The sequence below is a fragment of the Microvirga terrae genome (genome assembly GCF_013307435.2).
Lineage (GTDB): Bacteria > Pseudomonadota > Alphaproteobacteria > Rhizobiales > Beijerinckiaceae > Microvirga > Microvirga terrae.
The window spans coordinates 2,175,685-2,198,137 of sequence record NZ_CP102845.1; the positions used below are offsets into that span (position 1 = coordinate 2,175,685).

20 protein-coding genes and 2 pseudogenes are annotated in these 22,453 nt (G+C 65.2%); 12 read left to right on the forward strand and 10 right to left on the reverse strand.

What is annotated here, in order from left to right:
- The first annotated feature begins 18 nt into the window (after nt 1-18).
- Together HPT29_RS10375 and HPT29_RS10380 are read left to right on the forward strand one after the other, a co-directional pair.
- Nucleotides 19-807 carry an SDR family NAD(P)-dependent oxidoreductase gene (locus HPT29_RS10375; RefSeq protein ID WP_210272219.1) on the forward strand — a complete coding sequence of 263 codons (789 nt, stop codon included), beginning with the start codon at nt 19-21 and terminating at the stop codon, nt 805-807.
- A gap of 116 nt (nt 808-923) precedes the next feature.
- Nucleotides 924-1,766 (forward strand): annotated as a pseudogene (locus HPT29_RS10380) (IS5 family transposase).
- 51 nt (nt 1,767-1,817) lie between these two features.
- Here HPT29_RS10380 and HPT29_RS10385 read toward each other — a convergent pair.
- Nucleotides 1,818-2,714 (reverse strand): annotated as a pseudogene (locus tag HPT29_RS10385) (zinc-dependent alcohol dehydrogenase family protein); the annotation flags it as partial.
- A gap of 9 nt (nt 2,715-2,723) precedes the next feature.
- Nucleotides 2,724-2,999, reverse strand: a complete 276-nt coding sequence (locus HPT29_RS10390) for a hypothetical protein (protein ID WP_173948671.1) — start codon at nt 2,997-2,999, stop codon at nt 2,724-2,726.
- Between the two features lie 243 nt (nt 3,000-3,242).
- On the opposite strand from HPT29_RS10390, the gene HPT29_RS10395 reads away from it, so the two are divergent.
- Nucleotides 3,243-3,722 (forward strand): pyridoxamine 5'-phosphate oxidase family protein, encoded by a 480-nt coding sequence (locus HPT29_RS10395; protein WP_173948670.1) that lies wholly within the window; start codon nt 3,243-3,245, stop codon nt 3,720-3,722.
- Between the two features lie 262 nt (nt 3,723-3,984).
- Nucleotides 3,985-4,275 (forward strand): hypothetical protein, encoded by a 291-nt coding sequence (locus HPT29_RS10400; RefSeq protein ID WP_173948669.1) that lies wholly within the window; start codon nt 3,985-3,987, stop codon nt 4,273-4,275.
- A 249-nt stretch (nt 4,276-4,524) separates the two neighbouring features.
- Here HPT29_RS10400 and lhpI read toward each other — a convergent pair whose 3' ends face one another.
- The 3 genes from lhpI to HPT29_RS10415 all read right to left on the reverse strand — a co-directional run bounded on the left by lhpI (nt 4,525) and on the right by HPT29_RS10415 (nt 9,012).
- Nucleotides 4,525-6,240 carry a cis-3-hydroxy-L-proline dehydratase gene (gene lhpI / locus HPT29_RS10405; protein ID WP_173948668.1) on the reverse strand — a complete coding sequence of 572 codons (1,716 nt, stop codon included), beginning with the start codon at nt 6,238-6,240 and terminating at the stop codon, nt 4,525-4,527.
- 495 nt (nt 6,241-6,735) lie between these two features.
- The gene (locus HPT29_RS10410) at nt 6,736-8,514 is read right to left on the reverse strand and encodes an adenylate/guanylate cyclase domain-containing protein (protein WP_173948667.1); all 1,779 of its coding nucleotides are present in this window, start codon (nt 8,512-8,514) and stop codon (nt 6,736-6,738) included.
- Between the two features lie 228 nt (nt 8,515-8,742).
- Nucleotides 8,743-9,012, reverse strand: coding sequence for a DUF6894 family protein (locus tag HPT29_RS10415; RefSeq protein WP_173948666.1), 270 nt, complete (start codon nt 9,010-9,012; stop codon nt 8,743-8,745).
- Nucleotides 9,013-9,513: 501 nt separating this feature from the next.
- Between HPT29_RS10415 and HPT29_RS10420 the strand changes: the two genes are divergently transcribed.
- The 8 genes from HPT29_RS10420 (at nt 9,514) to HPT29_RS10455 (ending at nt 18,127) form a co-directional block, all read left to right on the forward strand.
- Entirely contained in the window at nt 9,514-10,095 is a 582-nt protein-coding gene (locus HPT29_RS10420) for an Hsp20/alpha crystallin family protein (RefSeq protein WP_173948665.1), read from the forward strand.
- 184 nt (nt 10,096-10,279) lie between these two features.
- Nucleotides 10,280-11,353, forward strand: coding sequence for an NAD(P)-dependent alcohol dehydrogenase (locus tag HPT29_RS10425; protein ID WP_173948664.1), 1,074 nt, complete (start codon nt 10,280-10,282; stop codon nt 11,351-11,353).
- 152 nt (nt 11,354-11,505) lie between these two features.
- A complete protein-coding gene (locus tag HPT29_RS10430) occupies nt 11,506-12,339 on the forward strand; it encodes a universal stress protein (RefSeq protein ID WP_173948663.1) in 834 nt (277 codons plus the stop codon).
- 27 nt (nt 12,340-12,366) lie between these two features.
- Complete coding sequence (locus HPT29_RS10435; protein WP_173948662.1) at nt 12,367-14,964, forward strand: cation-translocating P-type ATPase; 2,598 nt, start codon at nt 12,367-12,369, stop codon at nt 14,962-14,964.
- The gene (locus HPT29_RS10440; RefSeq protein ID WP_259060536.1) at nt 14,961-15,458 is read left to right on the forward strand and encodes an NAD(P)H-dependent oxidoreductase; all 498 of its coding nucleotides are present in this window, start codon (nt 14,961-14,963) and stop codon (nt 15,456-15,458) included. The genes HPT29_RS10435 and HPT29_RS10440 overlap by 4 nt, the downstream gene beginning before the upstream one ends.
- A gap of 220 nt (nt 15,459-15,678) precedes the next feature.
- Nucleotides 15,679-17,274, forward strand: coding sequence for an MBL fold metallo-hydrolase (locus HPT29_RS10445; protein ID WP_173948661.1), 1,596 nt, complete (start codon nt 15,679-15,681; stop codon nt 17,272-17,274).
- Between the two features lie 131 nt (nt 17,275-17,405).
- Nucleotides 17,406-17,810, forward strand: a complete 405-nt coding sequence (locus HPT29_RS10450; protein WP_173948660.1) for a hypothetical protein — start codon at nt 17,406-17,408, stop codon at nt 17,808-17,810.
- Nucleotides 17,810-18,127, forward strand: a complete 318-nt coding sequence (locus HPT29_RS10455) for a c-type cytochrome (RefSeq protein ID WP_173948700.1) — start codon at nt 17,810-17,812, stop codon at nt 18,125-18,127. Before HPT29_RS10450 ends, HPT29_RS10455 begins: the two co-directional genes overlap by 1 nt.
- 44 nt (nt 18,128-18,171) lie before the next feature.
- Here HPT29_RS10455 and HPT29_RS10460 read toward each other — a convergent pair whose 3' ends face one another.
- The 5 genes from HPT29_RS10460 to HPT29_RS10480 all read right to left on the reverse strand — a co-directional run bounded on the left by HPT29_RS10460 (nt 18,172) and on the right by HPT29_RS10480 (nt 22,447).
- Nucleotides 18,172-19,014 carry a universal stress protein gene (locus HPT29_RS10460; protein ID WP_173948659.1) on the reverse strand — a complete coding sequence of 281 codons (843 nt, stop codon included), beginning with the start codon at nt 19,012-19,014 and terminating at the stop codon, nt 18,172-18,174.
- Between the two features lie 60 nt (nt 19,015-19,074).
- A complete protein-coding gene (locus HPT29_RS10465) occupies nt 19,075-20,058 on the reverse strand; it encodes a zinc-dependent alcohol dehydrogenase family protein (RefSeq protein ID WP_173948658.1) in 984 nt (327 codons plus the stop codon).
- Between the two features lie 9 nt (nt 20,059-20,067).
- Entirely contained in the window at nt 20,068-20,349 is a 282-nt protein-coding gene (locus HPT29_RS10470) for a hypothetical protein (protein ID WP_173948657.1), read from the reverse strand.
- Between the two features lie 237 nt (nt 20,350-20,586).
- Entirely contained in the window at nt 20,587-20,886 is a 300-nt protein-coding gene (locus HPT29_RS10475) for a monooxygenase (protein ID WP_173948656.1), read from the reverse strand.
- A 298-nt stretch (nt 20,887-21,184) separates the two neighbouring features.
- Nucleotides 21,185-22,447, reverse strand: a complete 1,263-nt coding sequence (locus HPT29_RS10480) for a patatin-like phospholipase family protein (RefSeq protein WP_210272218.1) — start codon at nt 22,445-22,447, stop codon at nt 21,185-21,187.
- Between the last annotated feature and the right edge of the window lie 6 nt (nt 22,448-22,453).

The window sequence follows — 22,453 nt, forward strand, 5'->3', positions numbered from 1 at the left end:
CATTCTGGAGTTCCAGCCATGACCTCTCCCGAGGCCTACCCCACCATTCCCGATCTTGCCGGCAAGGTCATCCTCATCACCGGCGCCAGCACCGGGATCGGAGCCGCGGCCGCAGTCGCATTCGGGCACAACAAGGCGCGTGTGGCAATCCATTACAACACCAGCAAGAACCCGGCGCGGCAAGTAGCCGAGGAAGTAAGAGCGGCCGGCGGGGAGGCGTTCCTGATCCAAGCGGACGTGACCGAGCCTGAGGCGGCGGCGCGGGTCGTGGCCGGGGCTGTTGAGCATTTCGATCGCCTTGATGTACTCGTCAACAACGCCGGCGGCCTCGTCAAGCGGACGCCAATCAAGGATTACACGGACGAGTATGTCGATGCCGTGCTTGCCCTGAATGTGGATCAGGTCGTGCGCTTCGTCCGTGAGGGCATTTCGCATATGCGGGCGCAGGGCGGCGGTTCCATCATCAATGTGTCGTCGATCGCCGCGCGCCACGGCGGCGGGCCGGGATCGGTCATCTATGCCGCAGCCAAGGGCTTCATCTCGGTGGCCACGCGGGGCTGGGCCAAGGAACTGGTCAAGGACGGCATCCGGGTCAACGCGGTTTCGCCCGGCGTCATCATGACTCCGTTCCACGAACGCTATTCGACCCCGGAGCAGCTTACCGCCATGCAGGCCACCATTCCCATGGATCGCCTCGGCACGCCGGACGATTGCGTCGGCGCCTTTCTCTATCTCGCTTCCGACAAGCTCAGCGGCTACGTCACGGGGCAGGTGATGGAGGTGAATGGAGGCCAGTACATGCCGTAGACGCGCTTGGTGTTCGAGAGAGGGTGACAGAAGGATGTTGGTGCATAAGTCCGTCCGGAGTGACGCGCCGGGCCGACAGTGAGGTATAGGAGCGATCCGCCGAAGCTGAGAGCTGTATGCCTTACAAGGTCAATGAAAAGTGCCGCCACAGGATCCCAAAGGCCTGCTACCGCGTGAAGAATTGGTATTCCTACGATGCGGCGCTACGCCGGCGGGGCGATCTGAAGGTGTTGGTCACACCCGCCGCCTCGCAATGGCAGGCGCCGCCGACCACAGCAATATTCAGCGATTGCGATTGAGACCAGCTTGACGCTGCGGCTGGCGTTTGGCCGGCCGTGGCACCAGACCGAAGGCATGCTGGCCTCGATCATGCGCCTGCTCGGCTTGGAGCTTACGGTTCCCGATCTGGTGCCGGCGAATGGCAGCGTGAGAAGCGTGGTGGCCAAGGGCGCCGGACCTGGCGCAAGCTCCACCTCGCCGTTGATCCCGATTCCGGTGAGATCCTCGCGTCGGAACTGACCACAACTGCACACGGCGACGCCTCGCTGGTTGGGCCTTTGCTGGATCAGATCTCGGACCCGATTGCTTCGGTCGCGGCTGATAACGCGTACGATGGCGATCCCGTTTACCGCGTCATTGCGCAGCGCGATCCTGCCGCCGCCGTTATCATCCCACCGCGATCAACTGCAGTGCCGAGCGACACGGCCGAGACGGCGCCCACCCAGCGGGACCAGCATCTCCAGATGATCCAGGAGCGGGGTCGGCGCGGCTGGCAGAAAGCGGTGAACTACGGCCGGCGGTCGTTGAGCGAGGTGGCGATGATGCGCTACGAGACCCTGATCGGTCGCCGCCTCCACGCCCAGACTCTGCCAACGCAAAAGACTGAGGCCGCGGCCGCTTGCAAGGTTATCAACGTCATGACCCACCTTGGCATGCCGGTATCCCAGCGCCTCGCCTGAACCCCAGTGCCAGAGGATGAACGCGGCCCATCTCTGAATTGCGCACCCGACCGTCCGCGTCATGACCCCGGCCTCTGGAGCGATCGCCAGGAAGTCGACGGCATCCTGACGGGTCAGGTTGGCGACGGACACGATCCGCCGCTCCTCCCAGAGCAACCTGTAGGGGAACTGCGGGATATCGCTCATGTGGATGCCGCCGCAGACGACGCGGCCGCCCTTCCGCACGGCCCGCAGGGCCAGAGGCACGAGTTCGCCTGCGGGCGCGAAGATGATCGCGGCGTCGAGGCTCTCCGGGGGCATCTCGTCCGAACCGCCCGCCCAGACGGCGCCGAGCGAGCGGGCGAACTCCTGGGCGGCGACGTCGCCCGGGCGCGTGAAGGCATGGACGCGCCGTCCCTCCCAGGCGCAGACCTGGGTGATGATGTGAGCCGCCGCCCCGAAGCCGTAGATGCCGATCCTCTCGCCGGGACCGGCGGCCACCAGCGAACGCCAGCCGATCAGTCCGGCGCAGAGGAGCGGAGCCTGGGCGACGGGGTCGCCGTCCTCGGGCAGGCTGAACGCGTAAGCCGCATCGGCGACCGCCAGGGAGGCGAAACCGCCGTCGCGGGTGTAGCCTGTGAACAGCGGCTCGTCGCAGAGGTTCTCTTGGCCCGCAAGGCAATAGGAGCAATGTCCGCAGGTGTGCCCGAGCCAGGGAATGCCCACGCGCTGCCCCGGCTCGAGAGACGAGACCCCGAAACCGAGCGCCTCGATCCGTCCGACGATCTCATGGCTGGGGATCAGGGGTAGCCTGGGATGCGGCAGGTCCCCGTCGACCACATGGAGATCGGTCCGGCACACCGCGCAGGCTTCGACCGCCACGCGGATCTCACCTGGACCGGCTGCGGGCGGCGGCCGTTGCTCCAAGACCAGAGGCGTTCCTATCTCGTGGAGAACCATGGCCTTCATGGCAGCCCCTCAGCGGAACGTGGCGTCCATCCGCTCCCTCAGCGCCTCGATCTCGCGGACATACGGCGCGCGCCGCCTGCAATGGCTCAGCCAGAGGCCGGTCGTCAGCCGGTCCTTGCGGGCTTCGTCCATCGGCCTGCTCTCGATCACGATCAGATTGCTCGCGTGGGCGACATCGAGGTCGGCCAGGGTTGCGAGCAGCGACCGAAGACGCGGGAGGATGTCGGGATCAAAGGCCCGATGCTCCTTCCGCTCACCTTGAACATGCGAACGCTCATCACCCATGGAGCCCTCCGCCGTCGGTCGGGTTCGTGAAAGGCTCGCCCGTGTCCGATCATACGCGAAAACCGGGCAGGTTGCGGTCGGAATTGTGCGGAAGCCTGCGGTCGGATCGGGGAAGCATTCAGAACGAACCTGGGCCAAGGATGCGGGGCTTCTCCGGCCTCGGCATTGATCCAGATCAAGGCGGTCGGGCGGGACCGAAACCATCATGGGCCAGCACGGTCCGTCCACTGTGAGGACATGGCCATGGACGCAAGACTTCGCGACGAGATCCTGTCCATTCTCGACCGCGCGAGCGACATGACGCTCGCAACGGTCCGCCAGGACGGCTACCCGCAGGCCACGACGGTAAGCTTCGCCAACGACGGGCTCGACATCTACTTCGGATGTTCGGAGGATTCCCAGAAGGCCCGAAACATCCGCCGCAACGGCAAGGTGTCCGTGACAGTCAACCTGCCCTATGCGGACTGGGGCGAGATCCGTGGCATCTCGGCCGGGGGCCGTGCTACCTGCGTCACGGATCCGCAGGAGATCGAGCGTGCGGGACAGCTCCTGCTTGGGAAATTCCCGCAAGGGATCGCGGAGTACGCCTCGGGGCCACACGTCGGCGTCGCGTTCTTCAAGGTCGTTCCGACCGTGATCTCCGTTCTCGATTACCGGAAGGGTTTCGGCCACAGGGATCTCGTCACCGGCGCCTCGGCCGCATGTGCTCCTTTGGACAGGTGATCGGCTTGAGCGGAAGAACTTTGTAACGAAGACATCATCGGCCCGCGCCACCTCAGTGATTTCGCCGCTGTTCCACACGGGCTTGTCGGAGTTACGCGGCCTCATTGGAAACCAGAACGATGGCCCAAAATGCCCTGCACCTGTCCTGATTGATCAAGCACAGGGCTCTGGAGCAGGTAGAATTTCCCGACAGGCAAGAGATGACAGAAGGCGCGGCTAGGGCGAGTGCCGCCCACCCTTATGCCTGGGAGAGGAAAGATCCATGCACGCTGTGATCAGAACCTACTCAGGTCAAGGAGCCAAGGAGCTCTTTGATCTGCTCGAAAAGCGTACGTCGGATGTCGAAGGCCTGATGCGGACGGTAACGGGATTTGTCAGCTACGCCCTGATCCGCACCGGCGATGGCGGCATTCCCATCACGGTCTGTCAGGACAAGGCGGGCACCGATGAGAGCGTCCAAAAGGCCAGGGAGTGGGTTGGGCAGAATGCGTCGGACATTGGCGCGAGTGCCCCGAAAGTGACGGATGGTCCAGTCATCCTTCACTTGAAATAGGGGCCAGCCGACGCTGCGGAGGCAGCCTCGTTTGGCAGCCTGCTCAAATCGCCTCAGGTCGAAACGCCGGAGTTACTCTGGCCGCCGCCAACCCAGGTTCCATCAACGGCGTTCCGCGAAAGCCACCTACCTGGAAACAGGGAATGTCTCTTCCTGGCACTCCTGAGACATCGTCTTAAGAGCAGCAATTCTCACGCAACCGGACGCTCCGAACGCGTAAGGAAACGCGGTTCCTGACCCAGTGCGGACCTATAACAGCCATGAGGGCAGGTCCTCTTGAGCCTTGCCGCTACAGGCAGCCTCTACGCACTCGGCCATGCTGCCGAACCGAACACCACGCCCGACGAGGCCTGGCGCATAATGCGCGTACTTGCCGGAGTTGGTCATTAGCGTCTGCACCGCCGGAGGGATTACAGGTTCGCTGAGCATGCACCAGCATGTATCGGTGATAAACTGGATGCCAAAGGCTTCGGCCTCGGCGACATGACCGGCTTGGCGCGCCGCTTCATGCACTGCCCTGCCACAGGTCACGATCACCACAACGTCTGCTGACCTTGTTCGCCCCCGCACCAGTGCTGCCAGTCGAGCGCACTCACTCAGAGAGAAGTGCGGGTTGCCGAGACTGACAAGCCCGATCTCCGGCGACGCAGCCGTGTTCAGTGCCCCCAAGGCCTGTCGCAATTCGCCCAATCCGATGCGAACCTGTCGCTCCGGCCTTTGGTCATCTGCCTCCGGCGTGATCCCGGCAATGTGGAACATCGGTGCGGCGGCGACCGTGGCGAAGGCCGCACCAAAGGCCTTCAGCTCGTCCAGTCCGGCAGCGCTCGTCTCTAGTCCGCAGATCAGCGGGATCTCCGTGCCGCAGACGGAGCCGCAGCAATACCCGAGCAGCGGCCAAAAAGCATCGTCTGCTCTCTCTGGCAGTTCAACCTCCAGCGCGAGTGTCGCCCGCCGACCGGCATCAAGATGGCAGCCGGCTAGCGGCGCCCGCCCGGTCAGGGCGATGCAGACGTCCAAGTAATCCGGGTACTTCATCGTCCGCGCGCCGATCACGCTGTTGGCATAGATTACCGCATTTGACTCCGCCCAGCCGACCTGCTCTCCAAACCGGGGGGCGCTCTCAAGCAGGTATGGCGCACACGTGAAGCTGGGCTGAGCGCCCATGGCAAGGTAGGCGTCCGCAAGGGCGCTCGCAGGGGCGCCTAAGTCTTGCGCCACGCCCTGCGCCCGCCAGCGGCGTTTATCGACAGAGATAGAATTGAGCGTCGTCGGGACGCGCACGCGCGCTCCCCACTCGAGCAGCATCTGTGCGAAGCGCAGGCTTGCTGGCCCCGTGTAGATGCAGCCATCGATGTGGACCTGCGATACATCCATGAAGGCCTCGGCCCCCTGAACTGCTGCCATCCGGAGCAGCAAGCGCATGGCGACCTGCGCCGCTTTGCCGTGCCGACCCGAAAGGAAGGCCTCATCGACCGCGTCCAGCGAGATTGTTGTGTCTTCATAGCTCCCTTGGTGAGCTGGCCCGGGCTGCCAATCCTCATCAAGGGGCTCGTGGAGGAGTTGAAGGCTGGATCCTACCACTCTGGCGTATCGGTACTCACCGATACGGGCGAACACCTCCCGCTCTACTCGCAGCACTGGAATGGATTGCGCAAACATCACCTCTGCAACCAAAGCGCCAAGGGTGAGGATCTCTTCGCGCTCACAGATGATGATGGCTGCCGGCGCATGGCCGTTGAGGATCAGTTCGAGCAGTACGCCGCTTCCGGAGCATGAGCCACGTCCGCTCGGGATCGCAAGCACCCGCCCGGCAAGGCTTTGGTCGCGCAAGGGGTGATGCTGATCGATGACAACGCCCGTTTGAGGATCTACGCCGCCCCAGAAGCTGAGACCCATTTCGGCGCTGAGCAATTCGCCCTCGGCACTACCCGTCACCAATATCTTGCCATGCCTGATGAGTTCCATGCGATTGCCTCCTGACCTGATGGATGTTCAGGCCTGGGTTTTTCTCCCGAAATTCGCGGCGATGTGCAAGGCTGGTTCCGACGTAGCGAAGTTACGTAGCCTGCGGAACGAGGCTAACTCGCTCATGCCTTCGCTAGGAACGGCCTTGTAGCAGATCCTTCGAAAGGTCCGTTCCTGGCACGAGGCTGACCTTGGCCGTATTTTCGCAATGGGGCTGCAAGGCGACCTTCATGTGACGGCCGCACGGACAGGCTCAGTGCAGGCACCGGTGCGGGATCGGTCCCGACGCGGCAAGTTCCCCCTCGTGGGCCAAGGGCACCCGCAGCAGGCAGCGCTCCCCCGCTGCGGCGAGCGCCCGGGTTCAAGCCGCTCAGCCATGCGAGTCTCACATGGCAGGCGAGGAGAGTGCGCGGAGCGATCCTGTCGAGGACGGCGGGCACTCCGCATGCTGGCAGCGGCCGCAGCCGTCGCGGTCTCGGCGATTGGGTACTGGGCTCAGCGAACTCGTCCGTTCCTCAACGCATCCCCGATCGCTTGCTCGATTTCTTCGATCCAGCCTGGATTGGGGGACGGGATCAACCGGGCAAGATCGCCTTCCGCGACAGTGGCGGATCGGACCTGAGAGGCCGCGGAACGAGCCTGTTCCAGGTCGCCGAGCCGCGTACAGCACAGGGCAATCATCTTGAGGGCAGGAATCCAGTGCGGACGCACCGACAGGGCCCGGCGTGCCGCGTCCAGCCCAGCCTCGGCATTCCCCGAGAAGGTATAGGCTACGGACAACAGGAACAGCCACGTGAAGTTCTGCGGATCGAAGGGGGACAGGCGCAGTCCATGCTCCAGCGACGCGATCGCCTCCGGCAGGCGACCGGTGCTCAGATAGGCAGGCCCAAGCACCAGGTGCCCCAGGGCGAAGCTGGGACTGAGGCCGATGGCGCGCTGAGCGGCTCGAATGGCGGTTTCGTACTCGCCGCCGAAGACATGGGTTACGGCCACGGCATAATGCGAGTAGGGGTTCTTCCCATCGAGCTCGACAGCCTTCAGGCCAGCTTCCATCCCGCTCCGCAGGCCGGCTTCAGCATCGCTCCCCCAGCCATAAGCGGCAAGACCGGCCTCAACCCGCGCCAGCCAGATGTATCCGTCGGCGGAGGTGGGTTCGGCCTCGATGGCCCTCAGGAACAGCTCGCGGGCGCGCTGGTGCGAGTCGGGCCTTATCTTGTGGAACTCCCACATGCCTCGTCGGACGAGATCCCAGGCCGTCAGGCTCCGGGAGCGCTCGGCCCCGCGCTGACCCTCCTTCCTGAGGAGTTCGGGTTCGATGGCCCCCGCAACCGCCTCCGTGATCTGATCTTGAAGCATCAGGACATCGTCGATATCGCGGTCAAATCGCTCTGCCCAGATGGAGCCGCCGGTCTCGGCCTCGGTGAGTTGGGCCGAGACGCGGACGCGGGACCCGCTCCGGCGCACGCTGCCGCTGAGGATGTAGCGAACGCCCAAGCGAAGGGCCACCTGCTCGGTCTCGATGGCCTTGCCCTTGAAGGCGAAGGAGGAACTGCGGGATGCGACGAACAGCCAGCGGGCTTTCGTCAGGGCCATGATGATGTCGTCCGTGATCCCGTCGGCGAAATACTCCTGCTCAGGGCCACCGCTCAGGTTGGCGAACGGCACGACGGCGATAGAGGGTTTATCGGTCTGGTTTGGGGACGGCCGGGCAGCCTTCGGCTCTTGGGGCGAGATATCCCCGGCTTGCAAGGCATAGACGTGGATAGGCCGTGCGATGTTCTTGAGGCGCTGTTCGCCCCGGTCCTCGAACGGCAGGGACAGCTTGCCCTCAAGCTCGTCGAACACCTTGCCGGAGATGCAGATGCCGCCGGGATCGGCCACGCCCTCCAGGCGCACCGCGACGTTCACGCCGTCGCCAAGGATATCCGCGTCCTCGCTGACGAGGATATCGCCCAGGTTGATGCCCATGCGCAGCCGGATTGTCCTATTCCCCGGCTGGTTGGCGGCGCGATCATTGACCACCGTCTGAACCTCGATCGCACACAGCACCGCCTCGACCGGGCTGGCGAACTCCAGGAGGGCTCCGTCGCCCATGGTCTTGACGATCCGTCCGTGATGCCGCGCGGCGGCCGCCCCGATGATGTCGGACAGGATCGTCCCGATGGCTGCGGCCGCGCCCTCCTCGTCCTCCTCCATAAGCCGGGAAGATCCCACCACGTCGGTAGCCAGGATGGCGGCGAGCCTGCGCTGGGATTTTGGACGCAGATCAGGCATGGACGTGTCCGCGTTTTCGTGCAGGGGCAGTTTGCGCCGATCTCGGGTCCGGGTCTACCGGGCTTGGAGCGGGCTTGCAGGCAGGAATGGTGATAGCCCTCTGTCGGAAAGATACCCAGCGTGCGATCTTGCCAATCCCGACCGCGATCCCTGGGGCGACGTTTGCCCTTCGTGAGGGTCACATCGGGACTGTTCCATAAACGGCGTCAGCAGCAAGCCGCCCTTGGGTCAGGCAGCCCAAGGACTGAACGTCCGAGGCGGGGAGATCGGTCGATCGATCCTCATCGAGACCGTCATGACGGCAACCCGCTGATGATGCTCGTCGCTCACCTCGACCACTGCCTGGCAGACGCCGTCGTTCGGCAGCTTGTGCAGTCCGATGGCGGCCGCGGTGCGCGCCGCCTCGCGTTCGGCTGCGGCGAGAGTTTCGAGCCCAGCGCTAGTCCAAGCGGGAGCGGGGTTCAGCTCATCATGCACGTTCAAGTGGTAGCGAGGCATGGCACCCTCGGACCTGCGGGGAGTTCCTGCAAGTCAGGATAAGCGACCCGCTCGGCATGTCGATCAAATATAAGTTGTGGGATCCATCAAGAATCGTGGCCGCCACAGGCGCAGGTCTCACATGTGAACGATGGCTTTGGACCCGTCGCGCCGTGCGATCGGGTGCTCCGAACGTCCGCTCTGGCGGAGGTACCGGGCGTTCCTGACCGGAAGGGGATCGTCAATGCGTGACCCATTTCAGACCTTTGGCAGGCCGGCACCACTTCCGGGAATGCTAGAGTTCTGCGTGTCGAGCCTGGCTGTAGGCGCTCGGCATGTTGAGTCAATATCCATTCCAAGGCGGTCGATGGTGGACTATCATTGGTCCCGCGGATTGAGCGCTTTCGCTGTGGCATTCCCATGGCGGAGAGCCGAATTCGATCACTCAATCCGAGTTGTGTTGCCCTTCCGGCGCGGGACACCACCCGCCCGTGACATCAGGTTGATGAGGAGGAACGCACAATGGCCCGCAATCCCATGACCCCCTTCCGTCCCGGTGGCGGGATGTTTCCAGGAGATCCCTTCCTGTCGCTTCATCGTGAGATGAACCGCCTCTTCGATGATGCCTTCCGCGGCATCGGCTTGCCCGCTGCGACTGGCAGTCAGGGGCAGGGCGATGTCGGCAACTTCGTCCATGCCAGCATGAACGTGTCCGAGACGGACACGGAAATCCGGATCACGGCGGAGCTGCCTGGCGTCACCGAGCAGGACATCGATGTGAGCCTCGATGATGACGTGCTTACCGTCCGGGGTGAGAAGAAGTTCGAGCGCACGAACGAGAAGGAGAACTTCCACTTCGTCGAGCGCTCCTACGGCACCTTCCAGCGTTCGTTGCGGCTGCCCTACGCCGTGGACCCCGAGCAGATCCGAGCCAGCTTCGAGAACGGCGTCCTGAGCGTGACCGTGCCGAAGGCCGGACGGCAGGAGCGCTCCCGGCGCATCCAGGTCCAGGGACGGGGCACGTCCGGCCAAGGCGGCACGAATGGACCCGGACAGCAGGCCACCGACAGGTCGGGCCGATCCGACGACACGAAATCCGGCTGAAGCCGGCCCGCGCAACCCGTCGGCACGTGCCTGTCACCGCGAGGGGAGTCCTACGCCACGCAAAGGCGAGGCTCCCGGATCTGAGTTGATCCGCGTCAATGTCGGTCGTCGGGAGCCGCGCCATGATCCACATCGTGCACCCTCGGGGCCACGACGCCCCGCATGAACCAGCCGGAGGACTGTCATGCCAAGGATGAAAGCCGCCATCTTCGTGGAGCCGGGCCGCATCATCCTGGACGAGAAGCCGATCCCGGACATCGGTCCCCTCGACGCGCTCGTGCGCATCACCACGACGACGATCTGCGGCACCGACATCCATATCCGGAAGGGTGAGTACCCGGTGGCGCGAGGGCTGACCATCGGCCATGAGCCTGTCGGCGTGATCGAGAAGCTCGGCTCGGCCGTGCAGGGCTACCGGGAAGGCCAGCGGGTCATCGCCGGCGCTATCACGCCGAGCGGGCACAGCGCGGCCTGCCTGTGCGGCTGCCATTCGCAGGACGGGGCCGGCACGAAACACGGATGGAAGCCGCTGGGCGGCTGGCGCTTCGGCAACACCATCGACGGCTGCCAGGCCGAATACGTGCGCGTTCCCGATGCCATGGCAAACCTTGCCCCCGTACCCGAGGGGCTCACGGACGAGCAGGTGCTGATGTGTCCGGACATCATGTCGACGGGCTTCTCCGGCGCGGAAAGCGGGCGCATCCGCATCGGCGACACGGTGGCGGTTTTCGCACAAGGCCCCATCGGCCTGTGCGCTACGGCCGGCGCCCGCCTGATGGGCGCCACATCCATCATCGCTGTCGAGAGCGTGCCCGCGCGCATGGAGATGGCACGCCGCATGGGCGCGGATCACGTGGTCGACTTCACGAAGGCCGACCCCGTCGAGGAGATCATGCGTTTCACCGACGGACGGGGCGTCGACGTGTCCATCGAGGCGCTCGGGCGGCAGGAGACCTTCGAGGCGTCGCTGCGGGTGCTGCGTCCTGGCGGCACGCTGTCCTCGCTCGGGGTCTATTCGGGCGATCTGAGGATCCCGCTCGACGGCTTCCTAGCGGGATTGGGGGACCATACCATCCGGACGACGCTCTGCCCGGGCGGCAAGGAGCGCATGCGTCGGCTCATGGGTGCGATCGCGTCGGGCCGTGTCGACACACGGCCGTTGGTGACGCACCGATTCAAGCTCGACCGGATCGAGGAGGCTTACGACCTGTTCGCCCACCAGCGTGACGGCGTGCTGAAGGTCGCGATCACGCCGTAAGCCCACCGAGAGGTCCGCCGAGGAACCCGGCCGAAGACCGATACGCCGATTGTCTCGGGCGGGTTGCGTCAGATCAAGGCGCTGACCCGCCCGCGGCCACATGATCATGGCCTTGTACGAGGCCGTGACATGGCAAGCAGAGGGAGAGAGCGATGATCAAGGACATCATGGTGCATCTCGATGGAAGTTCCGAGGACGAGATCCGGCTGGAGCATGGGCAGGCCCTCGCGTCATCCGGACGGGCCCATCTGATCGGGCTCTTCACCAACCAGCTTCCCGACCTCACGATCGCCATGCCCATGGATGGCGGAGCAGCCGGGATCCAGGTTCTGACCGAGCTCCAGGACCAGGCCCTGAAGGACGGCGATGCCACGGCCAAGCGGCTGACGGAGCGACTGGCCGGCCTTCAAGTGCCGAGCGAGCTCCGCCGGTTCGACGAGACGTTCGGTGCGTTGTCCGGGAAGGTCGTGGCCGAGGCCCGTTGTGCCGATCTCTTCATCGCCACACGTCCCTATGGCGGGGCCGAGACGGCGGCCTGGCCGGACCTGGTGGAGGCGGTGCTCTTCGGCAGCGGACGCGCGCTCCTGCTCGTGCCACCCGGGCGCCACCGACAAGGGCCGATCCACTCCGTGCTGGTCGCCTGGAACGGCAGCCGCGAGGCGGCCCGTGCCTTGCGCGAAGGGCTGGACTTCATCGAGCAGGCGGCGCGTACCGTCGTCCTCGTCGTGGATCCCCCGGCGGATGCCGAGCCGGTGGCGGAGCTGAAGGCCCACCTCGCCCACCACAATGTCGTCGCGGAGGTCGTCACCGCCGACAGCCAGGACCGGGATGTCGCCGACGTCATCCTCGAGGAGGCGCGCCGCATTTCCGCGGATCTCGTCATCATGGGAGCCTATGGCCACACCCGCCTGAGGGAGCAGGTGTTCGGCGGCGCGACGCGGGACATGTTGACCGCATCGGAAAGCCCAATCCTGGTGGCTCATTGAAGCGGACCCTTCCAACCGGGAGCGGACATGACCGTGCATGCGCGAACGGTACGGAGTGGCCATACCGCCGACGCCGCGATGGTCGCACCTGCGGGTTTGACGGGTCTCGACGAGGCCGAGGCGCAGCACCGCCTCGCGCGACATGGGCCCAATGCCGTCGTGGGGACGCGCTCCCGCGGCCTAATCGACATTGTCCGCGGCATCCTGCGCGAGCCGATGTTCCTGCTTCTGCTGGCCGCCGCAGGGCTCTACCTGGTGCTCGGCGATATCGGGGAAGGCCTGTTCATGACGGCTGGCGCCGTCGTGACCATCGGCCTGGTGGTGCTTCAAGAGGCGAGGAGCGAGCGGGCCTTGGCAGCCCTGCGTGAGCTGGCCGAGCCGTTCGCCCGGGTGATCCGCGGCGGGACCGAGCGGCGCGTCCCGGCGCGTGAGGTCGTGCCGGGCGATCTCGTCCTCGTCGGAGAGGGGGAGCGCCTGCCGGCCGACGGCCTCCTGATCGCGGGCGACGCGCTGACGGTCGACGAGTCCGCCCTCACGGGCGAGTCCGTGCCGGTGTCCAAACGTCCTGCGCCAATCGGAATGGACAGAGCCGAAGACCCGGAGCCTGGGGGAGACGACACCCCGTACCTGTTTGCCGGGACCCTGAACGTGCGCGGGCAAGGCATGATCCACGTCGTGCGCACCGGTGCGTCGACGCGGCTGGGACGCATCGGCGCCTCGCTGGCTGCTATCGAGGACGAGCCGACGCTGCTCCAGAAGACGACCGGCGCCCTCATCGTCAGACTCGGCATCCTCGCGCTCGCGTTCTGCGCCATCGTCGCCGTGGCGTACGGCGTGCTGCGGGACGACTGGATCGGCGGCGCGTTGTCCGGCATCACGCTGGCCATCGCGCTCCTGCCGGAAGAGTTCCCGATGGTGCTGGCGATCTTCATGGCGCTCGGGGCTTTTCGCCTCGCCCGCGACAAGGTGCTGGTGCGCCGCGCCGCGGTGATCGAGACCCTCGGCGCAGCCACGTTCCTGTGCGTCGACAAGACCGGGACGCTGACCGAGAACCGGATGGCTCTCACCACGGCGTGGCGGGGCGGCGAGGCACAGGACCTGCGGGGCCATGGCAGGCTTGCCGATGCTGCCGTCGAACCGCTGCGGACGGCGCTGCTCGCGTCCGCCGTCCGCCCGGTCGATCCCATGGACAAGGCTGTCCGCATAGCGGGGATGCGGGTTCTCCCGGAAGCGGATTGGGCCGGAGCCCCACTGCGCACCTATCCGCTCCGTCCCGAGCTGCTGGCCTTCATCCAGGTCTGGCCCGTTTCGACGGGCGGCGTTCTCTATGCCGCGAAAGGGGCACCCGAGGCGATTACTCGCCTCTGCCGCATGAGCGATGACGAGCGAGCGGCGATGGACGCCATGGTTGCGGGACTGGCGGGCCGCGGTCTCCGGATATTGGGGGTGGCATCCGCCCGCGATGACAGGGACCATGCTGCGGCTCCCGAGGATCTGGCGTTCCGGTTCGAGGGCCTGATCGGGTTTGAGGATCCAGTCCGGTCTGATGTTCCCCAGGCCGTCGCCGAGGCGAAGCGCGCCGGGATCACGGTGGCGATGATCACGGGCGACTATCCGGCCACGGCCCTGGAGATCGCCCGCCGGTCCGGAATTGACACGAGTGGCGGTGTGCTCATCGGCAAGGACGTCGCCGAACTCGACCCAGAAGGCCTGCGCGAGCGGGTGCGGCGCATCCGTGTCTTCGCCCGCATCATGCCGGAGCAGAAGCTTGCCCTCGTCGAGGCGCTCAAGGCCAACGGCGAGGTCGTTGCCATGACCGGCGACGGCGTCAACGACGCGCCGGCGCTCGAGGCCGGCCACATCGGCATCGCCATGGGGCGGCGCGGCACGGATGTGGCGCGCGAGGCGGCGGACCTCGTCCTCCTCGATGACCGGTTCGTCTCGATCATCGGCGGCGTGCGGCTCGGGCGGCGCATCTTCACGAACCTGCGCAAGGCGCTGATCTACGTGACGGCGGTCCACGTGCCCATCGCCGGGCTGGCCCTGCTGCCCCTCGTCATGGGGCTGCCGCCAATCCTGTACCCGATGCACGTGATCCTGCTGGAACTCGTGATCGACCCGGTCTGCTCGCTCGCCTTCGAGGGGGAGCCGAGCGAGCGGCAAGCAATGGAGAGGCCGCCGCGTCCCGCGAGCGAGCCGCTCTTCGGCACTTCCCAGATCGTGCTCGGGTTCATCCAGGGAGCCGTCGTTCTCGGCGCCGTCCTCGGCCTCTATGTTTGGGCACTGAACGTGGATATCCCCGAGACGCAGGCGCGCACATCGGCGTTCGTGGCCCTGGTGGTCGGCAATCTGGTCCTCGCCTTCGCCGACGCGGCGGAGCCGGGCACCTCGTTCTTCGATCGTAGCAGGCTCGCCTTCTGGGTGATCGGGGCCGTGGCTGCCGCCATCATCGCCGTGGTCCTTTACGTGCCACCCCTTGCCGCCATTCTTCGCCTGTCGCCGCCGAGCCCGTGGTGGTTGGCAGCAGCCCTGACGATCGCGGTCCTGGCGGGCGGCTGGTTCGGGCTGGCCAAGCGGCTCCGGGCGGAGTGGGCGCCACGAAACGAGCAGCGGACACCGGCATGACGCGCATCGTCATCATCCAGGGCCACCCCACATCTGGCGGCGAGCATTTCTGTCATGCGCTGGCGGACGCCTACGCCGAGGGAGCTTTTGCAGGCAGCCACCACGTTCGTTTCATTACCGTTGCCGACCTCGACTTCCCCCTGCTGCGCTCGAAAGCGGACTGGGACAAGGACCCGCCGCCAGCCGTCATCGTGGAGGCCCAGCGGACGCTGGCATGGGCCGAGCACCTCGTCATCATCTATCCTCTCTGGCTGGGAGGGATGCCGGCCCTCCTGAAGGGATTCCTGGAGCAGGCTCTGCGCCCCACATTCCTGACGGGCGGTCGGGAAGGGGCGAGCTGGAAGAGTGTGCTCAAGGGCAGGTCCTCGCGGATCGTGATCACCATGAGCATGCCAGCTTCGCGTATCGCTGGTACTTCGGAGCGCACAGCCTCAAGAGCCTCAAGCGCAGCGTCCTGTCCCTGGTCGGCATCGGCCCGAACCGGCAGACGCTGATCGGCCTGATCGGGGGCATGGGCGACGCCAAACGGGCGGCATGGCTCGAGGCCATGCGCCGCCTCGCCAAGAGGGCTCGATAACGCCTTGCCGACTAGGTAGGGCGCGGGAACGGTCTCAACTTGTCCCGAGGGCTTGACCGGGATCAAACGCGGCGGCTCGACCGCGGTGTACGAAGGTGCGATCCTTCCGCCCGACGGTCAAAGCCCGGGAGAGAACCTTGTCGCTTCGTCTCCACTTCCACGGCGCCGCCCGAACCGTGACGGGTTCCTGCTTCCTGCTCGAGACGGAAACAGCCCGCATCCTGATAGATTGCGGCATGTTCCAAGGGTCGAAGGAGGAAAGGGAGCTCAACTACCAGCACTTCCCGTTCCGCGCCGCAGGGATCGACGCACTCTGCCTCACTCACGCGCACATCGACCACAGCGGCCTCGTGCCGAAGCTCGTGAAGGCCGGCTTCGATGGTCCGATCTACGCGACTGCCGGAACGGCGGATCTCGCGTCCATCATGCTGCCGGACTCCGGCTACATCCAGGAGATGGAGGTCAATCAGCTCAACCGCCGCAACCGCCGCCGAGGTCGGCAGACCGTGTCGCCGATCTACACGGAGGAGGACGCCGTCGCGTGCCTCACACGGTTTCGGCCCGTGGCTTACGGGCAATGGCAGGAGGTCGCTCCCGGCTTCCGCGCCCGCTACTGGAATGCAGGCCATCTGCTGGGCTCGGCCTCCATCGAGATGGAGGTGATGCATGGTGGGGACGGGAAGCCGACCCGCCTTCTGTTCTCCGGCGATATCGGCCCCGATCACAAGCTCCTTCAACCCGATCCCGCCGGTCCCCGCGACCTCGATTACGTGATCCTCGAATCCACCTATGGCGATACCGATCGTGCGGGCACCACCATCGAGCGTCGCCGCCGGATGCTGCGTGACGAGGTCCGGGCCGCGATGCATCCGAGCGGCGCGTTGCTCATTCCATCGTTCGCGGTTGAACGAACGCAGGAACTCCTCGTAGACCTTTTGGAGCTGATGGAAGCGGGTGAACTGCCGGACATTCCGATCTTCATCGACTCGCCCCTGGCCTCGAAGGCCAGCGCCATCTTCAAGCGGCATGCCGGGGAACTCAGGAACGGCACCGATCTAGTCCAGGCGCTCGAGTCCCGATGGGTCCGCTTCACGGAGACTGTCGAGCAGAGCAAGGCCATCGACCGCATCCACAGCTTCCACATCATCATCGCCGCCAGCGGGATGTGCGAGGCAGGCCGCATCCGGCATCACCTGAAGGCTTGGCTCTGGCGGGACGAGGCCACCGTTCTCTTCGTCGGGTTTCAGGCGCAGGGCACGCTCGGCCGGATCCTTCAGGATGGTGCCTTGAAGGTCCGGATCCACGGTGAGGAGGTGAAGGTCCGGGCCCGCATGCGGACACTCGATCTCTACTCGGGCCATGCGGACGGGCCGGAGCTGAAGGCCTGGCTCGCCGAGCGTCTTCCAGTCCGGCGCGGGGTTTTCCTCGTGCATGGAGAAGACCCGCCCCTCAAGGCGCTGCAAGCGTCCCTAGCCGATCTTGATCACGCGCCCGGCGCGATCATTCCGGAGATCGACGACGTCTATGATCTGGCAGGCGACCAAGCAGTCCGGATCGAGCGCCGTGAGGAGCGTCTGCCGAGTGCGAGCGCCGGGCACCGCGACTGGCACAACGACTACGCGGAACTGCTTCTCGAGATCAACGATGCCGTGGAGGCGGCGGCTGGCAGAAACGCGAAAGGGGTCATCATCCGGCGCATCAGGGATGCCCTGAAGGATGGAGCGCGCGGATAGCCTCGCATCGGCTTTCCGATCCACGTTTGGTTCCGTGTTGATCAGGATCAAGGCGGCGAGGCGAGTTGGATCCTACGCTTTGCCACAATGGTATGGCCTGCTTGAGCCGTGGCCATGCCCGGGAGGGACTGATGCTCCATCACATCACGCTGCACCTCGCCCGCAGCAAGCAGTTCCCCGAAGGAAGTTCCCGTCACGGCTATGAGATCACCGCGCCGCTCGATGCAGAGGGGCGCCTCGATCAGAAAGAATGGGGAGCGAGACGGAATCACTGCCGGGTCAGGCGCTTCTGGGCCGACGAGGGTGACCGCCAGGGTGTTCTGGTCCATCGACCAGGCGGAGCCGGCGGAGCGACCTGGATGATCGACTACAACCAGGGTCAGCTTGGCGACGAAGAAGCGGGCTATCACCTGCATCAGCATCGTTTCATTGAGGGCGAATACGTCACCATCGAGGACGATGACGACAAGCCTTACACGTTCCAGGTCGTCTCGGTGACGCCAGCGCAACCCGGCATGGCAGGGGGGCATCGATGATGCGGCGGCTGGCTGTCCTCTCCCTTGTTCTCGCTAGCGCCTCGTCGGCTGCCATGGCCCAGTCCGGACGGGTGCAGCGTGGGTTCACGTTCGCACAGACGAACTGCTCTCAATGCCATGCCATCGGGCGTTTCGGCGAAAGCCCCATTCCGGAGGCGCCACCCTTCCGGACCCTGCACACGCGCTATCCCGTTGAGGACCTCGCTGAGGCCTTTGCGGAAGGCATCACGACGGGCCACCCGTCCATGCCCCAGTTCCAGCTCGACCCGGCTCAGATCAACGATCTGCTCGCCTACCTGCAATCCATTCAGGGCTAGAGCCCATCGGCAGGTCATAATCTTCGAGTTGCGTGCGCTTGCATTCAGTAGGAGAGGAACAGGGGCACAGGCGCGTTTTTGAGCAGCGATTGTGTCGTACCGCCGAGCACCATCTCGCGCAGGCGTGAATGGACATAGGCACCCATCACGATCATGTCGGCACGCCTCAGGTGGGCATGGTTGCTTAGGGTTTCGGCCACGTCTGCCTTCATCGCAGGCAGCGCGAGGACGTTCACCGTGACGCCATGACGAGTGAGGTGGGGTGCAATCTCAGCACCAGGCACCGTGTGCTCCAGGTCCTTCTCGCCCGTGACGCTGACCAGTTCGACCTGAGTGGCAGCCCGCAGGAACGGCAATGCATCGTTCAGGGCACGTGCCGCCTTGGCACTGCCATCCCATGCCACGACGATCCTGCCTCCCGTGAAGGCCTCGCGACCCTGTGGCACGACGATGAGAGGTCGGCCGCTGTCCATCAGTACGGCCTCGATCAGCCCACGATCAACGGCCAGGGCAATCGGTTCTGCGTCAAGGATCGACAGATCATGAGCGCGGGCAAGGGAGGTAAAGCTCTTGATGAGGGCCGGATAGGAGAGCTGCGGCGCCTGTGTGGTGCAGGCAACGCCCGATGCGGCCGCGGCCCGTTGGGACGAGTCGGCGACCGCGCGCGCAAGCGCATCCAGCCGACGGTTCTCGGCGGCCACCAGTCCTTCAGCGAAGGAGCTGATGAAGGCATGGGTCAGGGTGAGCTTCAGGGAGGCAGCCTCGACAGTGACATGGGCGTCCGCCCGCCGGGCGAGCGAAAGCCCGTAGGGCAACGCGGACGACCGTTCCTCGGCTTCGCCTTCTTCCGTGATCCCGATCAGGACGCTGCGAATGTTCTCGATCATGATTTTCTCCCTCTGAACCTGTGATTCGATTTCCGGACGCAATGACATCTGCTTCCTTCATCAGGGGACCAGGACCGCGGCCCCTTGGAGCCGTCCCGACCGGAGGTCATCCAAGGCCTCGTTGGCGGCCTCCAGTGGGTAGCGCACCGTCTGGGTCCTGATCCGGGCCCTGGGAACGATCGCCAGAAAATCCGCGGCGTCCCGTCGGGTCAGGTTGGCGACGGAGACAACCTGCCGCTCCTCCCAGAGAAGCCGATAAGGGAAGCTCGGGATGTCGCTCATGTGGATGCCGCCGCAGACCACGCGGCCGCCCTTGCGCACGGCCTTGAGCGCTAGGGGTACGAGATCGCCCACGGGCGCGAAGATGATCGCTGCATCGAGACTTTCGGGCGGCGCCTCGTTGGAGCCATCGGCCCAGACCGCTCCGAGCGAGCGCGCGAACTCCTGGGCGGCGAGATCGCCCGAACGCGTGAACGCAAAGACGTGCCGTTCCTGCCAGGTGCAGACCTGCGTGATGATGTGAGCCGCCGCACCGAAGCCGTAGATGCCGATCCGCTCGCCGGGACCGGCAGCCACCAGCGAGCGCCAGCCGATCAGGCCGGCACAGAGGAGCGGAGACAGTGCAATGGGATCGCCGTCCTCCGGCAGTCCGAAGGCATACTCTGCGTCAGCGATGACGTGGGAGGCGAAGCCGCCGTCGCGGGTGTAGCCCGTGAACAGCGGCTCGTCGCACAGGTTCTCATGGCCTGAGGCGCAGTAGGGACAGTGACCGCAGGTATGGCCGAGCCACGGAATGCCCACACGGTCCCCCGGCTTATGACTCCGGACCCCGGATCCGAGTGCCTCCACCCGTCCCACGATCTCGTGGCCGGGAATGACGGGTAGCCTGGGGTGCGGCAGGTCGCCGTCGACCACATGGAGATCGGTCCGGCACACTGCGCAGGCTTCCACAATGACACGGATCTCGCCTGGTCCGGGGGGCGGAACCGGGCGCTCCTCCATCACGAGATCTGTGCGCACCTTGCGGAGAACCATGGCCCTCATGGCATCGCCTCAATGGAATGCGGCTTCCATCCGCGCCCTGAGGGCCTCGATTTCGCGAAGGTAAGGGGCGCGCAGCCTGCAATGGGACTGCCAGAGATTAGCGATCAGTTGCTCCTTGCGGGCCTCGGCCATCGGCCTGCTCTCGATCACCAGCAGGTTGCTTCCGTGGGCGACGTCCAAATCAGCCAGGATCGCGAGCAGCGACTGAAGCCTCGGGAGGATGTCCGGTGCATAGACCCGGTCAGCCTTCGACCCATTCCCGGCCTGCAAACGCTCATCATTGATGGTCATGGAGCCCTCCGCCGTTGGTACGGCTCGTGAAAAGCTCGCTCGTCCCTGATCATACCCGAAGATCAAGCAGGTTGCCGCAGGAATCATCCGGCAGCCTGGTGGTGGACCAAGGGATCTTTCCCATCGAACCTGGGCAAAGCATGGCGCCTTCTCCGGCCGCGGCATTGATCCAGATCAAGGCGGATCTCGAGGGCAGCACCACCACGTGGCGAGCCCTTCCGATCTTCCACTTCGTGCTCAGGCTGATGCGGCCGCATTGTCGATCACGAGAGGCGTGTCGAAGTACTCGATCTGCGGAGACGCACCGAAACGCTCGGCAATCCGCTGCCGCCAGGCGTCGGAATACATCCTTTCTACGGCCTCGAGGCTCTCCCACAGGTACACGCCGCCTCCCGTCCGCTCCGCGCCGAGCAAGTAGTATTTCCGGATCAGCCCTGCCGCTCCCCGGAACTGGGGTGCGAAGTGCTCATAGGCGGCCTTCACCTCGTCGGATGAGAGACCTTCGGGCAGGGGAAAGCGCACAATGGCCGTGATCATCATCAGCTCTGAACCGCTGGCAGACAGCATCGCTAGCAATCGGGCAGTACTATCGCCGAGTTCTCTCCTGCTCGAAGTGTGGCAACACACCGAAATGTCGCTTGTTGGCACCGGGCTGACCTTAGCCATAATTCCGCATTGGAGGCGTGAGCTGACCTTCACAGGCAAGAACTCAATGGCTCAGTTTGACCCATTGCGGAAATTGCTGCGTATCGGGCTACAACAAGGGCGCCAGCTCCCATCGGCGCATACCTTATCGGGATGGTTCCGCAACAAATCCTATGATCCCAGACCGCGCTCAGCCCGCCGTCATCATTATCCCGGGCCGGGCCTCGTGCAGGATGAAGCCCTCGACTGGATCGAAGTCACCCGACCACGGTGCCAGTTCCAGAACCCGGCTCGTGTCGGCGTAGCCCGCCTCCCAGCGGCGGCGGATGCCCCGCGGGCTGAAGTCGATGTCCTTAGTGTGGTCATCCCCCTCGAAAGGCGGCGCCAGCAACCGGACCACATGCATGCGGGTCAGGCAGCCGTAAGCCGCCAGCTCCCGCACCGCCTCGGTCTTCCGCTCCTTCTCCGGCAGCCGCCGCACGAGCTCAGCGATCACGTGGCGCAACCGATGGATCTGCTTCTGCCGTGTGATGTGGCTGACCGCGCGGCTGGAATACTGGATGTCCTTCTGCCGGCTCATCACCTGCCAGATGGTATCCGGTTCGGATCCCTGCGGATTCCAGATGTGGACCGCGAAGATGACCGAGTTTTTCCGTGGATTGTCGTCGAACACGGCCTCGACCGGCGTGTTCGACAGGATGCCGCCGTCCCAGTAGAGATCGCCGTCGATCCTCACGGCCGGGAAGGCAGGCGGCAGAGCGCCGGAGGCCATGACGTGCCGGACATCGAGATCCATGTCGCGACTATCGAAGTAGCGCATCTCGCTGGTGCGCACGTTGGCGGCTCCCACCGTGAGACGCGTCTGCCTGCCGTTGATCCGGTCGAAGTCGACGAGATCGGACAGGGTGCGGGCCAGAGGCGAGGTATCGTAGTAGCCGGCAGAGTCCGATCCCAAGGGTATCTGGAGGCCAAGGAAAGCCGGCAGGTTCGGCCGGAAGAAGGCCGGAATGCCCTGAGCGATGGTCGTCAGGTTCGTGGCCAACGGTCCCACGAGAGGCCACGCGCCCAGGAGCTCCATCCAAGGGCTGTGCTGCATGCGGCTCCAGAACTCCTGAAGCCGCTCCATGCGATCCTCCGGCGCGTTGCCGGCGATCAGGCTGGCGTTGATCGCGCCGATCGAAGTGCCGATCACCCAGTCGGGCTCAACCCCGGCCTCATGCAGGGCCTGATAGGCGCCAACCTGATAGGCGCCGAGCGCGCCGCCACCCTGGAGAACGAGAACGATCTGTCCGAGCTCCTTCGGGATGCGGCGGAGGCGGGCCGGTATGACGTCCGGGAGCCGTTGTTCGGTGATCGTTTCAGGCGGGGTTCCAGTCCGCTCGAGTTCGCCGATCACCGCTGCGTCGGAGCCCTTGTTGTTCCTCTGGGTGTCGGGTGTGACCTGTTTGAGCATGGCGTC

What these genes read in the sequence shown, in the direction of transcription:
- HPT29_RS10435 (WP_173948662.1), top strand. Translation starts at nt 12,367, where the DNA reads ATGACCGTGCATGCGCGAACGGTACGGAGTGGCCATACCGCCGACGCC.
- HPT29_RS10430 (WP_173948663.1), top strand. Translation starts at nt 11,506, where the DNA reads ATGATCAAGGACATCATGGTGCATCTCGATGGAAGTTCCGAGGACGAG.
- lhpI (WP_173948668.1), bottom strand. Translation starts at nt 6,240, where the DNA reads ATGGAACTCATCAGGCATGGCAAGATATTGGTGACGGGTAGTGCCGAG.
- HPT29_RS10465 (WP_173948658.1), bottom strand. Translation starts at nt 20,058, where the DNA reads ATGAGGGCCATGGTTCTCCGCAAGGTGCGCACAGATCTCGTGATGGAG.
- HPT29_RS10475 (WP_173948656.1), bottom strand. Translation starts at nt 20,886, where the DNA reads ATGATCACGGCCATTGTGCGCTTTCCCCTGCCCGAAGGTCTCTCATCC.
- HPT29_RS10440 (WP_259060536.1), top strand. Translation starts at nt 14,961, where the DNA reads ATGACGCGCATCGTCATCATCCAGGGCCACCCCACATCTGGCGGCGAG.
- HPT29_RS10470 (WP_173948657.1), bottom strand. Translation starts at nt 20,349, where the DNA reads ATGACCATCAATGATGAGCGTTTGCAGGCCGGGAATGGGTCGAAGGCT.
- HPT29_RS10425 (WP_173948664.1), top strand. Translation starts at nt 10,280, where the DNA reads ATGCCAAGGATGAAAGCCGCCATCTTCGTGGAGCCGGGCCGCATCATC.
- HPT29_RS10390 (WP_173948671.1), bottom strand. Translation starts at nt 2,999, where the DNA reads ATGGGTGATGAGCGTTCGCATGTTCAAGGTGAGCGGAAGGAGCATCGG.
- HPT29_RS10480 (WP_210272218.1), bottom strand. Translation starts at nt 22,447, where the DNA reads ATGCTCAAACAGGTCACACCCGACACCCAGAGGAACAACAAGGGCTCC.
- HPT29_RS10375 (WP_210272219.1), top strand. Translation starts at nt 19, where the DNA reads ATGACCTCTCCCGAGGCCTACCCCACCATTCCCGATCTTGCCGGCAAG.
- HPT29_RS10460 (WP_173948659.1), bottom strand. Translation starts at nt 19,014, where the DNA reads ATGATCGAGAACATTCGCAGCGTCCTGATCGGGATCACGGAAGAAGGC.
- HPT29_RS10420 (WP_173948665.1), top strand. Translation starts at nt 9,514, where the DNA reads ATGGCCCGCAATCCCATGACCCCCTTCCGTCCCGGTGGCGGGATGTTT.
- HPT29_RS10410 (WP_173948667.1), bottom strand. Translation starts at nt 8,514, where the DNA reads ATGCCTGATCTGCGTCCAAAATCCCAGCGCAGGCTCGCCGCCATCCTG.
- HPT29_RS10395 (WP_173948670.1), top strand. Translation starts at nt 3,243, where the DNA reads ATGGACGCAAGACTTCGCGACGAGATCCTGTCCATTCTCGACCGCGCG.
- HPT29_RS10450 (WP_173948660.1), top strand. Translation starts at nt 17,406, where the DNA reads ATGCTCCATCACATCACGCTGCACCTCGCCCGCAGCAAGCAGTTCCCC.
- HPT29_RS10455 (WP_173948700.1), top strand. Translation starts at nt 17,810, where the DNA reads ATGCGGCGGCTGGCTGTCCTCTCCCTTGTTCTCGCTAGCGCCTCGTCG.
- HPT29_RS10415 (WP_173948666.1), bottom strand. Translation starts at nt 9,012, where the DNA reads ATGCCTCGCTACCACTTGAACGTGCATGATGAGCTGAACCCCGCTCCC.
- HPT29_RS10400 (WP_173948669.1), top strand. Translation starts at nt 3,985, where the DNA reads ATGCACGCTGTGATCAGAACCTACTCAGGTCAAGGAGCCAAGGAGCTC.